At 54.4% G+C, this 12,594-nt stretch carries 12 protein-coding genes; 2 read left to right on the forward strand and 10 right to left on the reverse strand.

Annotated features, from left to right (window positions below):
- The first annotated feature begins 218 nt into the window (after window positions 1-218).
- On the forward strand, window positions 219-848 hold the full coding sequence (locus tag ACQKP2_RS29650; RefSeq protein ID WP_427581844.1) for a hypothetical protein: 630 nt from the start codon (window positions 219-221) through the stop codon (window positions 846-848).
- A 605-nt stretch (window positions 849-1,453) separates the two neighbouring features.
- Here ACQKP2_RS29650 and ACQKP2_RS29655 read toward each other — a convergent pair.
- From ACQKP2_RS29655 to ACQKP2_RS29690, 8 genes are all read right to left on the reverse strand, one after another.
- A complete protein-coding gene (locus ACQKP2_RS29655; RefSeq protein WP_427581845.1) occupies window positions 1,454-1,693 on the reverse strand; it encodes a hypothetical protein in 240 nt (79 codons plus the stop codon).
- 245 nt (window positions 1,694-1,938) lie between these two features.
- Window positions 1,939-3,252, reverse strand: coding sequence for a hypothetical protein (locus ACQKP2_RS29660; RefSeq protein WP_427581847.1), 1,314 nt, complete (start codon window positions 3,250-3,252; stop codon window positions 1,939-1,941).
- A gap of 171 nt (window positions 3,253-3,423) precedes the next feature.
- Complete coding sequence (locus ACQKP2_RS29665) at window positions 3,424-3,954, reverse strand: Fic family protein (RefSeq protein WP_427581860.1); 531 nt, start codon at window positions 3,952-3,954, stop codon at window positions 3,424-3,426.
- 98 nt (window positions 3,955-4,052) lie between these two features.
- The gene (locus tag ACQKP2_RS29670; RefSeq protein ID WP_427581849.1) at window positions 4,053-4,262 is read right to left on the reverse strand and encodes a hypothetical protein; all 210 of its coding nucleotides are present in this window, start codon (window positions 4,260-4,262) and stop codon (window positions 4,053-4,055) included.
- Window positions 4,263-4,739: 477 nt separating this feature from the next.
- Entirely contained in the window at window positions 4,740-5,633 is an 894-nt protein-coding gene (locus ACQKP2_RS29675) for a DMT family transporter (protein ID WP_427581850.1), read from the reverse strand.
- A 232-nt stretch (window positions 5,634-5,865) separates the two neighbouring features.
- Window positions 5,866-8,763, reverse strand: coding sequence for a sensor domain-containing phosphodiesterase (locus ACQKP2_RS29680; protein WP_427581852.1), 2,898 nt, complete (start codon window positions 8,761-8,763; stop codon window positions 5,866-5,868).
- A 641-nt stretch (window positions 8,764-9,404) separates the two neighbouring features.
- Window positions 9,405-9,713, reverse strand: coding sequence for an AzlD family protein (locus tag ACQKP2_RS29685; protein WP_427581853.1), 309 nt, complete (start codon window positions 9,711-9,713; stop codon window positions 9,405-9,407).
- Window positions 9,703-10,419 (reverse strand): AzlC family ABC transporter permease, encoded by a 717-nt coding sequence (locus ACQKP2_RS29690; protein ID WP_427581855.1) that lies wholly within the window; start codon window positions 10,417-10,419, stop codon window positions 9,703-9,705. Before ACQKP2_RS29690 ends, ACQKP2_RS29685 begins: the two co-directional genes overlap by 11 nt.
- A 141-nt stretch (window positions 10,420-10,560) precedes the next feature.
- Between ACQKP2_RS29690 and ACQKP2_RS29695 the strand changes: the two genes are divergently transcribed.
- The gene (locus ACQKP2_RS29695) at window positions 10,561-11,433 is read left to right on the forward strand and encodes a LysR family transcriptional regulator (RefSeq protein WP_427581856.1); all 873 of its coding nucleotides are present in this window, start codon (window positions 10,561-10,563) and stop codon (window positions 11,431-11,433) included.
- Between the two features lie 66 nt (window positions 11,434-11,499).
- Here ACQKP2_RS29695 and ACQKP2_RS29700 read toward each other — a convergent pair whose 3' ends face one another.
- A complete protein-coding gene (locus ACQKP2_RS29700; RefSeq protein WP_427581858.1) occupies window positions 11,500-11,943 on the reverse strand; it encodes a hypothetical protein in 444 nt (147 codons plus the stop codon).
- A 215-nt stretch (window positions 11,944-12,158) separates the two neighbouring features.
- Window positions 12,159-12,594: TolC family protein (locus tag ACQKP2_RS29705; RefSeq protein WP_427581859.1), on the reverse strand; the 436-nt coding region annotated here is incomplete at its 5' end.

The raw sequence follows: 12,594 nt of genomic DNA on the forward strand, positions 1-12,594 counted from the left end.
CCAAAAGCGGCTATCGGCAAGCGACCGCTGACGTCCAACGGTCGCCGTTCGTGACGTCCGCTAACGGCAATTGCGGTTGTTTAGATATTTTCTCAATGTTGTAGCAAGTCAGGTCAAGATCGTGAATAAATATCGAGCGGAATTCCTTCTGCACGTATGATCATGCTGAAAATGGCATCACGCTTCGTGATAGGGCATTTACTATGGAGGAAACGCTTATGGATCTTGCAAGCTGGATCTCAATATTTATGGCTGTGATTGCTGTGGCCACTGCAATTGTCACATACGCTGTTTTCCGCTCCGCAACGGATCCGGCAGTGATTGTATATGCACAGCCGGATCTTCAAAGGCAATCTATAGTAAACCTCATTATTGAAAATATCGGCAGAGGTGCAGCCCACGGTGTTTTTTTTAAACCCAGCCGCCCCTTACCACAAAATGCTTTTTCCATACCTGTCCCAGAAAAAATGCCCGACCAAATGCAATCCGGACCAATCGCTAACGGTATTCCTTTTTTAGCGCCAGGACAGCGTCTTTCAATCTCATGGGGGCAATATGGTGGAATATATAAATACTTAGGGGATGAGCCAATTTGCATCGATACTTTTTGCTATAGAACACGTTCCAATGGACTATTTTCAAAAAGACTTCAATCGAGCTCAACTCTTGATATAAGAATATTCCAGACTTCTGACTCGACCGAGCACGGCTATGGCCCCAATCTTGTAAAAGAATTGAAAACCTTGAATATTACTTTGAAATCAATTGAGAAACAGCTAAAAAAACCAATAACCTACTCGGCCGCCGAGCCAAACGTGGACGCCTCCCAAAACATCAATGCTAGCTGATGACTATTGAGCGACTTTATAAAAGGATGTTAACTTGAGCTGAGCACCATGTTTACCCCCCTCTAATGAGGGGGATGTTTTTTGTCGCGCTTTGCTTATCAATAGATGGAGAATGCCAAAAATAACTTTTGGCACGCACCAATACAAGAAGACATTCTAATGATGCTTAATCAAATGTGCGCGTTAACCAGCCACCTTACCCAACCATAATACTCCTGATGCTGCGGTGTAATATTGATTGAATGTTTTTTCTGCCACTCATCAACATCCATGCTTCGAAGCTCCTCCCTTATCGCTTTGTCAGTTTGGTGAGAGTACAAATATATTTGCCCTTCACCTGGAGGAAATAGCAAAACGTCTACCCTAGGGGCGTTATCCAAGCAGTGTTCATATGTTATATCTGCCATGGATGGAAAGTTTCTAATTAACCTTTCCGATGCTGCAAAAAACAAATCGACCACGTCAATAAAGTCTTGTACTACAGACGCCTCAGGGACTACGTAGTCATGCTCCACAGTATTTCTAATACCATTAAGCTTATTTAATATTACCCCACCAACAATTCCGCAATCTCTAAGAAAACCAATTCTTTTAGGAAAGGATATCTACCCCTTAGGCATTATTGATTTAATACCAAGAGCATCAGATAGTAGTTCGGATTGTAAATGCAAAGATCGTTTAGCATTTGAAACAGCATTTGCTAAGCTGCGAAGCCCATCCATCTCGTTGATATCGCGCTTGGCAAAATCTAAATATTGCTGTGGCGAAATAACCCCATCAAATTCTAAAGCTTCCGAAGAAGATGAGACCCATTTCATTCCGTGATATTTCTCAATAGAGACCATGCCGATCACCTTAAATAGCAGTTCGTTAAAATGCTTTAAGATTAACCTATAGCAAATGCTTATTGAAGCATTAATAGTTTTTGGGGATTGCAATTGGCATCTTTTAGACAAAAGCGGCATGTCGCGAAGGACTGCAGCCGATCAAAAGCAGTCTTTCAACGACGTCTATAGAACTAGAGGTGAATCATTTTCACTGCTGAAGCACGCCACGTGAATTTGGCTCCACCCATGTTTGTTCTTGCGCTCTAATACTGCGCATAATCCGGATATAAAAATAGACGTCCTGATCGTGCGTCTTTGAGCCAGCGAAACGAATGTTCTAGATCATATTTGGCAATGATAGCCTCTGCCAATTTGACATGGCCCAAAGCGAACAGGGACATCAAGATGTTATCTGCCGCATTCTGCTTATTGAATATATGCATCAGTTCATCTTTCAAGTCCGCATTACGTTTTATTTGAATATTTGCTTCTCTCGTGTGAATTTCATAGATAGTGTTGTAATACTCAACAAATTCTTTATCTCTGGCAAAATAAAATAATGACTCAATTCCTGCAACATAACTTGCTGAAATATCGTCTATCAAAACATCCCACACACGGCTTCGCCCCTCTCTTCTGGTTAAGATTCTGGCAAGAAGGTCAGAATTTTCTACTTCTATCTCTGCATAGTCGCCGTAGTTGTATGCCTTTTTTACATTAGGATTTTCGCTTATCCACTCATCAATAAAGTTCAATAATTGAGCTTCATTAAGCCCCTTTATTGGTAGCGGATCGCCTACCAGCGGAGCGAGGTTATAGTGGCACTTTATAACATCTACCACTCTAGAGAAATCCTTACCACTTAAAGAATATTGCAGCTGCAATCGTCTCTTAATTTCTGTAAATTCAGGTTCTCGCCATTTTTCCATGCGAGGAAGTTGTTTTGCAATTTTGAATATTTGTGATCGGTTTAGTTTCGATGTGAACGTTCCTTGTTTATATTCGATGTTGAGCCAGTTATTTAGCTTATGCAAATCGTCTAGATTTTTTTCTAACTCATTAAACTGCAGCTTCAATATGCGAAAATTTATCAATGAAACATCAGTTAAGTGCTTTTGTGATGTGGTGCTGACTGGGTAGCGAAAGGTCTGCCCAGTTGGATCTATTTGTGCAATATCCAAAATAATTGGTTCGATTTTTTTATTGATCTCCTTATATCTTTCGTCGATTGACTCGGAGTGCACTTTGAAATAATTCCATATCAAATAGATGTCGTGCGAGCCAGATGCGTTAAATTGCAAGTTTATGTTTTTTATTTTTGCTATTTCGACTACTTCCTCAATTGCCCCTTTTAACCGCAACTCAACAGAGTGGCGCATATTAAAACAAACGGGATAAACAAATTCATCTACACTGAGGTGAATGCTATGATCTTTTAAGACTTGATCTATCAGGATATTTGCAGCCTTAGAAAATCCTAGCGAGTAGTCTATATAGCCAGGCTGGCCGTTATTACCAACACAAGCATTCGCCCAAGTTGGTTCTGCTCCGCGAAAAGTAGGATTCTTCTGCATCATTACCTAGTTACGTCCATTTTTTGGTGAATCAGGGTGTCCACATACTGCTAGCGTAGTGCCGTAGGCATACACTTTGCATGCTCAGCATCATGAAAAGAATTTTCCGAGCAGACTGGCATGACTATACCTTCAGAGTATTTCTCGTGCGAAACGACCAAGGTGTTACGGAGGTTAATCCTGAGGTTTATCTGCAGGGGGCTGTTGAGTACTGAGTTGCTCGGTGATTAGCCGGACTAACAGATCATGCAGTGGGCTTAGATCCAGCTTTCCTGTAGGTAGGGACGCATCTACTCGCTGTAGTGCATCGACATACTCATCCCGGTTGCGACAAATTAGCTCAGGAAGGATCGTAGTCCCTGGTAGCCAGCTACCGGACTTCACACACAACACGAAATAGCAGGCAGCCCTAGCTGTTCGACCGTTGCCATTGATAAATGGGTGAATGTGGTTTAACCGCCAAAGCACGTATGCCGTTAGCGTCACTGGGTCGGTTTGCTCCCAGCTCCTATTCACTATGTTCACAAAATCGTCCATGAGCGCCTCGACACGGTAGTGCTCAGGAGGCATATGGTTGCCTACGACGACTTGGCAAGGACGGTACTCGCCTGCATTTGTATGCAGACAAGTAATGGCATGAAAATTCAATGCCTTGATGATGTGGTTCGACAGAAACGCTCGGTCCACAGCCAATGCTGCACCCACTATAGACCGCAAAAAGTCGTACTGCCGATTGCCATTGGAGACTTCCAGTTCTTGGTAGACTGGATTTTGCTCGGTGTTACCACATAGCTCGAAGAGGATCAACGTTTCGCCCCTTCGACTCCTTCCTGCTCAAAGATCAGCTTGCGAACCTGTTCGCGGGTTATTCCGTTCTTCGAGCCAACAGACCCATAAACGAACGATACACGCTGTTCCAATATCTCTTCGGCCGTCTGCTTATGTTGCGCAGCCCCTTTGAGCGCAAGCAACAGATCTGGGCTCGTATTCAAGTCCAAGAAATTCTTCGCCACGTTGACCTCCTTTGCGCTGGTTGAGCTATTCATTCGACATCGGTGCACGCCTGATGTCCTCTTTATTTATCGATGCCGCTGACAAAGAGCGCAAGAAAATTTACGTTCCCCGGCGCCAGACACCAACGCGGGGCCGATAGCCTATGCAGCAGATTGTAGCCTGTTCTCACGCTTCGCCTCTGTGCGTTTTAGTACCTACTGTCGAATCTGCAACTCCGTGAAACGACAAGAGCCTGACTCGCACCGGACACGCAACCCTTTGCAGACAGTATGGCGGCAGGCTTTAGCTGGGGCGACGCCACCCATTCTCCCCTCGTCTGTCCACGGCCGCCTTCTGGCCGATGTGCGGTCGCTTGCCGATGTCCGCTTCTGGCCGAAAGCACACGTTCTCGATGGGCAAAAGTCGGCCCAAAGGAGACCTTCGAAGAGGTCTGGAAATGTTAGGAGCAATTGAGCGTGCAGAGCCACGAGCAAGGTTTACTCGCGTTGCGCAGTGGACGTCTGGATCACATACACACCAACGAGAATTGCACTCATGGCAATCAGATCCATCACCCGCAGCGCCTCTCCTACAAGTAGCCCGATCAGCAGCGCCACCACTGGCGGCAGGTACGTCACTGTCGAAGCTTGTACTGCTCCCATTCGCTGAACGATAAAGTAGTAGAGGACGTAAGCGACCCCGGTGCCGGTCAGGCCAAGGCCCAGGACGAGCCCGGCCAGGGCGACACCACTTTGACCGATGTTGCCCAAGCCCGAAAAGGGTGTCATCACCGCGAGAATGAAGAGCGCCAATCCGACCTGATAAGTGGACAACGCGAGGGGTGTGATATCCAGATTGGACATGAAGCGCCGAGCATAGACGAACGAGCTTCCGAGGCTGAGCGACCCCAGGATCATATAGCCCACACCCCACAAATCGAGCCCACCTGCACCGGTGCTCCAAGGGCGTGCGATCAGCAGTACCCCCAGGAACCCCAGTACCACGCCGACGATTTTTCTGGCATTGATCGACTCTTGCTTCAGAAACAGTGTCGTCAGCACAAATGTAAAAAGCGGAATGGCGCCGCTGAGCATGCCGGCGACACTGGACGGGAGCAGCGCGGTGCCCTTTGCGAAGGCGTAGTAATACAAGGCCGTCGCCAATACCGACATGACCAGGAAATGCGGCCAGTGACGCAGGTGTTGCTTGCGCAGAACGCCGCGATAGAGTGCGAGCGCGAGGATCGGGAAGAACCCGAACAGCACTCGCAGGAACACGATCTGAATCGGACTGATCAGCGCTGCCGCCCACTTCATGAAAATGAAATTGCTGCCCCAGATCAAACCCAAGGATGCAAACGCGAGAATGGCAGAGCGCTCTATCGTCTTCATGCTCGACTCCATGGGATGGGTGACCTGCAGCGCCCACTCGGGGCGACGTAGCGTGTTGTCGATCGACGGTACCGGAGTGTGGGAACCCGGCGTACAGTCGCAGATTCCTGGACTTCTCGGTCCCGCGTTTGCGGGAGCGACTGGGATGCAAGAGTGCGTAGTTGCTCCAACACGAGCCGACCGTCGAGTAGGTCCGTACATTGCGTGGATGCAGCCTTACCCATCGCCTTGATTAGCGATCAAGCAGCGAACTGGCCAGCAACGCCTCCAACCCCATCGGCTTGGCAAAGTAGTACCCCTGGGCCTGCCCCGCTCCCATTTCGCGCAGTAGGTCCAGTGTCGCCTCATCTTCGACACCCTCTGCCACCACGCTCAGGTCCAGGGATTCGGCCATCCGCACAATCGCCCGGACGATCGCGCGACTGCGCGGGCTGGTGGTCAGTTCGAACATGAATGACTTGTCGATCTTCAAGCCGCTGAATCGGTATTGATGCACGTAGCTCAGGGACGAGAAGCCTGCGCCGAAGTCATCGAGCACCACCGACATGCCGTTGTCGGCGAGCTGTTGCATGGTCCGCCGGGCGATCGCCGGCTCGGCGACCAGTGCACCTTCGGTCAACTCAAGGCAGATGCGCGACGGCGAGACGCCATGGCGCGCCAACAGTGCAAGCACATCACTGGCAAAGTCCGGACGGGCCATGCTGTAGCTGGAGCAGTTGACGTGCACCGCAGGCCAATTGGCATGCTCGGGCCGTGCAAGGATCGCGGCGATGCTGTTGAGCATGTACAGGTCCAGTCGACCGATCAGGCGCAAGCCCTCGAAGTCAGGTAGGAACGCCCCCGGCGCGATCACCCGGCCGCCCGGCTGATGCCAGCGGACCAACGCTTCAAGGGCCAACAGTTCGCCGTTTTCGACGCTGACAATGGGCTGGAAGTACGGCAGCAGTTCGTCGGTACGCTTGAGCGCGTTGCGCAAGGCCCCTTCTCGCTCGACCTGATCGGAGACTTCGCGGCGCACTTCCTGGTTGAACACCGCATAGCTGTCGCGTCCTGCACTCTTGACCCGGTACATCGCCGCATCGGCATCGCGCAGCAAATCGGCGGCCTCGTTATGGAACTGACTGTCGGCACTGACAATGCCGATACTGCAGGACGAGAACACTTCATGGCCATTGATTAAAAACGGCAAGTCGAACGCCACCAGGATCCGTTCGGCGATTTCGATCAGCACGTCCAGCGGCGCTTCGGGCGCCAGCACCGAAAACTCGTCGCCCCCCAGGCGCGCCAGCATGTCGGTCTCGCGCAGGCAAGCGCGTAACCGTTGGGCGGCCTGCATCAACAACAGGTCGCCGAAATGGTGGCCGAGGCTGTCGTTGACCATTTTGAAACGGTCCAGGTCGATGAACATGACCGCCAGGTGCCCGCCTTCGCTGTCGAACCGCGACCAGGCCAGGTTGAGGCGCTGTTGCAGGAACGTGCGATTGGGCAGCCCGGTCAGCGCATCGTGGGAGTTTTCGTGTTGCAACTTGGCATTGGCGTGATCGAGCTCGCGGGTGCGGCTCTGCACCCGCGCCTCCAGTTTGAGGTTGGCGGCATGGATCGCTTCGGCGGCCGTGCGTCGCGACAACGCGGTATCGATGTGCCGCGACACGAACGTCAGCAATTCCTGGTCACGCAAGGTGTAGCTCACCTGCGAGGTATAGCTTTGCACCGCGAGCACGCCCCGTACCACGTCGCCATCGAACAATGGAATGCCCAGCCAGGAATAGGAGCGGACCGACTCGTGGGCAATTTCGATTTCACCCTCGGCGGCCAGCCGCTCCGCTTCGGCGACGTCAATCAGGCAGGGTCGACGCTGCCGGATCACGTACTCGGTCAGCCCCCGGCGCCCACGCCGTGCCGGCGGGCAGGTGGTCTGCCGCTCATCGACATAGTACGGAAAGGTCACTTCACGGGTCGCATCGTCGAACAGTGCAATGTAGAAGTTCTGCGCGAACAGCAGATCGCCGACGATGCCATGCAGGGTCTGGAACAACTCGGCCATGTCGCCGGGCCGGCTGGACAGTTCGGCAATCTGGAACAGCGCGCTCTGCAGATGTTCGGCGCGCTGCCGCTCGGCCACTTCCTGCCGCAATGCGTCGTTGAGTGCCGACAGCTCCAGGGTACGGCGTGTCACCGTCTGTTCCAGGTCCTCCCGGTGCAGAATCCGGTCCAGCGCCATGGCCACGTGACGGGCCACCACCAGGAACAATGCCCGGTCTTCGGCGCTGTAAGTGCGGGAAACGTCGTAGACCTGCATCGCGAGCATGCCGAATACATCGTCCGATGCGTTTTTCAGCGGTGCGCCCATCCAGAACTCCGGACGATCGCCCACGCAATAGAAACGGCCTTCGGCCTGAGCCGCGAGAATGCCGGCAGAATCAATCAGCAGCGGCTGACCCGAGGTCAGCACCTGGCCGGTCAACGACAGGTGCGTTGGATCGAGGTATTCGTAGTTCTCCGACTCCAGGGCATCGACATCGATGACGTCGACGTAATACGGGTAGTCGATTTTGCCGCTGTGCGGGTCATACAGCGCGAGATAGAAGTTTTCCGCGTCGATCAGGCTGGCCAGCAGCCGATGCACCCCCACCAGAAACACCGAGCGGTCACGGGTCGAACTGGCCAGGTAGGTGATTTCATACAGCACTCGCTGGGTGATCTGCGCACGGGCCAGGGTATTGGTCTGCAGTTCGGTGCCCAGGTGGCGGGCGAGTTCGGCGAGCGACGGATGCATCGCCTCGTCCATGGGCGCAAGCAGCCAGCCCAGCTCGCTTTCGCCTCTGCCGGTCGGCCAACGGTGCAGGCGCCGAGCCGAGCAAAAGGCTTCGAATGCTTCATTGGCAACGCTCGATGGCCACTGCTCCTGTGGGTCGCCCTGCCCGACAAGGTGCATTTGTTCACCGGTGCGATAGACCGCCCACGCCGTTGTATGGGACCCGTTTCGCGCTGATTCGAGCAGTTGTTCGATCGTATTGTCGTGACTGGCGCATGCCATGCCGACAATATCGGCAGTCCCCCGATGTGGAGAGGCGATCCTGTCGCAGTCGTTCGATTGCCGCGGGGAGTCGGTCAATGGACGAAAAATCATCAGCGTTCCCTGAGCCAAAAGCTGGCGAAATTTACTGAGTGCTAGCAATGTGCCAGTCTATTTTTATTTAAAGTGTATAGCGGCTTTTTTCAACAGCTTTGTTCGCCGAGGTGCCAACTATGCGACGGACAACAAGTTTTTTGCTACTCGTTATCCAGAACTACCCGACCTGCGGTTAATTACTTGATAGCTTGCAGTGACCGAAATTGCCAGGCATCCCGGTAAACCGATCAATTGTGCAAAGTATTGGAGGGCTTGGGGATAGGTAAAAATACCTGTTTTTTGCGCTGTTCAAGCCTTCATCCATCTTTCCGACGGCCAGGCGCGGTGATCCGATTTGCGGGTGAAGGCGGCCTTGCGTCATGCGGTGCCCATGAAAATGCCTTCGCTGTAGGAGCCAGGCTTGCCGGCGAAGGCGATTTCACCGGCACCTCATGACGCAAGGCCGCTTTCGCGGGCAAGCCTCGCTCCTATAAGACGAAGGCGGCCTCGCGTTGTGCGGTGTCCCTGAAAACGCCTTCGCTGTAGGAGCCAGGCTTGCCGGCGAAGGCGATTTCACCGGGACCTCATGACCTAAGGCCGCCTTCGCGGGCAAGCCTCGCTCCTACAAGACGAAGGCGGTCTTGCTTCGTATAGCGAATTCACAGCTGCCGAAACAACGCCGCTGCAACGATGCCGGCCGTGATCGCCGGCAGGGGCTTTTTGATCATTAGCATGACGCTTGCCGTGGTCAGCAGGGCCATTCGTGCGCCGATGTCGCCCGTGACCGCCAAGGGTGCAAGCAGTGCCACCAGGACAGACCCGGACATGGCGCCGATGAACAGTTGGACGCGATGGCTGATGGGGACGAACGACATCACGAAAACCCCGCCCCAGCGCGTGGCGAGCGTGACGATGGCCATCACCAGCACAATGACCAGCGTGCCGTGGCCTGTGGTTTCAATGTTCATGTTTCTTCTCCATCCATACCGCGCCCAAAATACCGCCCGCCACTGCCCCGACCACCACATGACTGTTTTCAGGCAGGAACCGGTACGCCAACAGCGAGGAACCCGCCGCGACGATCCAGATGACCAGCATGCGCAGGTTTTTCTGCCCGCCCACCACCATGGCGAGCAGGAAACACCCCATCACCATGTCCAGCCCCCAACTGACCGGGTCCTGAATCGCGCTGCCGAAATGGATGCCCATCCAGCTGCCCAACGCCCACGCCGACCACAGTGCGATCCCCCCGCCCAATAGCAGCCCCAGGCCGGGCTCGCCGCGGCTGAACGCCTGCATCGACATCGCCCAGTTCGCGTCCGACACCACCAGCATCACGCCGTAACGCTTGGCACGCGGCAGTTCGCGCAGCCACGGATACAGGGTCGCGCCCATCAGCAGGTGCCTGGCGTTGATGGCAAATACGGTGATGATCAGCGCAACCAGAGGTACGTGCTCGCCCCACAACTTGAGGGCTGCAAACTGTGCGGCGCCGGCAAACACCAAGGCGCTCATGGCGACAATCGACGATTCGCCGAGCCCCGTCTGCACGGCAGCCAGACCAAAAGCCACCCCGAAGACGATGACAAAAAACGAAATGGGCACGAGCTTCTTGAAGCCCTCCCATACCTCATGGGACTTCAATTCGGACAACGACGCTTCAACTGATGACAAGGCAGACCTCCGATGCGCAGACAAGGATTGCGGGTGCATCCGGACTCCCTTCGCACGAGGAACACTATTGCGCATGTCGATAAACCCGAAAAGCGCATAATATTTGTAGATAGTATTAGCTAATCGAATACAGAGAATTTCATGAATCCTCAGGATCTGCAGATCGACTGGCTCAAGTGCTTCGTGGCTGTCGTGGATACCGGCTCGCTGTCCAGCGCGGCACCGGAGGTCTATCGCTCCCAATCAGCCGTGAGCATGCAGCTCAAAAAGCTAGAAGCCGCGGTGGGTCGTCAACTGCTGGTGCGCGATGCCCGTCACCATCAGTTGACGCCCGACGGCCAGGTGCTGCTTGGCTATGCACGACGGATACTGGACCTGCATGCCGATGCCCAGACGGCTTTCACCGGAAACGAACTGACCGGACGCATTCGCCTGGGCGTTCCCGACGACTATGCCGCCAGGTACCTGACGCCCGTGCTCAAACGCTTTGCGCCGCGCCATGGCGGCGTGGAAATCGAGCTGGACTGCGAACAATCGACATCGCTGATCCCCCGTGTCGCGCAGGGTGATCTCGACCTGGCGCTGGTGTCGCGGGACCATGCTCGACGCGGCACCCTGCTGTTCCATGAGCCGATGGTCTGGGTGGGTTCACCGCAATTCGATGTGTGGCGACGCGATCCGATTCCCATCGCGACCTACGAAGCCAGCAGCCTTGCCAGACGATGCGCGATCAACTCCCTGGCCCTGCAAGGGCGCCAGTACAAGGTGGTGTACAACAGTTCAAGTCTGGCGGGTCAGATAGCCGCCGTCGAAAGCGGCATTGCCGTCGCCGTGCTGACGCGATGCAGTGCACCGGATCATCTGGAGATTCTCGGCGCCGAACACGGACTGGGCCCGCTCGAACCGATGGAGGTGGCTGTTTACCGCAGCCGCGCGTCACGCGGATCAAAGCCGGTCGACAGCTTGTACAGTCTGTTGATCAAGACGCTGCGAATGTCGGTATCCGTGTCCTGAGTAGCGCAACCGTGGCCTGGCACAAACTGCACAGGCCACGGTTCGAACGTATTGCACTGAACACCCTTAGCCAGCGCTGATGTTGCCGCAGAAAAGAGGACGGCTACCGTCCGCCGCACTGGTGCGAACGAGCAAGGCATAGTCACCCTTGGTCAGTTCGCTCAGAGCCACCGGCGCCTGGGCCCAGTACTGGGTACGCGGGGCCAGCGATGGGTAGTCGACGCTGTTGGCCTGATGGGTCTTGTACGCCGGTTGTGTGCCCAGCTGCTGGCAGGAACCTGCATAGATGGCCGTGTCGAGGCGACTGGAGACGGCCAGGTCATGGGGAACGCCACCGACGGTGAGCCAGATGCTGGTTTGATTGCCCACCGGACTGAGGGTGGCTCTTGCGATATGCATTGCGTTTTGCGGGGTAGCATCGAGGGGGACATCGACAACTTCGGTTCTGCTCGCACAACCTGAAATCGTCCCTACCGCCACTACCAACGCCAGCCAAGATTTTCTGCTCATCACAGATCTCCTGATATTGAGGTGCGTTGATTTCATCCCCCCTGTGAAGTCTAGTGGCCCGTTCCGTGCGCGGGGTCCAACTGATGGGTGGTCATCCGCTTTCAGGTACGGATGCACCGCTCACTCTGCAACGTCACCTGTCGAGCGCGCTCGACCTCATCGGTCGAGCGGCCCGTTCAGTGCGTCACTGCATGGCGCAGGGTTTCACGTCGGCATCAATTGCTTGCGACCTTGTTGCCACCGGCGTCCCACCCTCCTCCGAGCGCTTTGTAGATCGCGACAATGCCCCGGTACTGATCGGTCTCCCCTTGCGCCTGCGCATCCTCGGCATTCAAGCGCTCGCGCTCGGCGTCGAGCAGCACCAGATAATCGACCGAACCTTCCTTGTATTGAATCGCCGCCAGGTCTGCCGCCGCACGACTCGATTCGCTTTGCTTGATCAACGACAACAGCCGCTGCTGGCGTTTACCGTAATCGCTGAAGGCGTTTTCCGACTCTTCCAGCGCAAGCAACACCTGTTGTTCGTAAGTGGCCAGGGCACCTTCGGCATTGGCGTCGGCACCCCGGATACGCGCCTTGACGCTACCCAGATCGAAGGCCGCCCAAGTGATGCTCGGGCCCAGCGACCAGGCACGGGCGGCACTGGAGCCG

Origin of the sequence: Pseudomonas sp. NPDC089569 (assembly GCF_050280625.1) — a bacterium.
In the GTDB taxonomy this organism is placed as follows: Bacteria; Pseudomonadota; Gammaproteobacteria; order Pseudomonadales; family Pseudomonadaceae; genus Aquipseudomonas.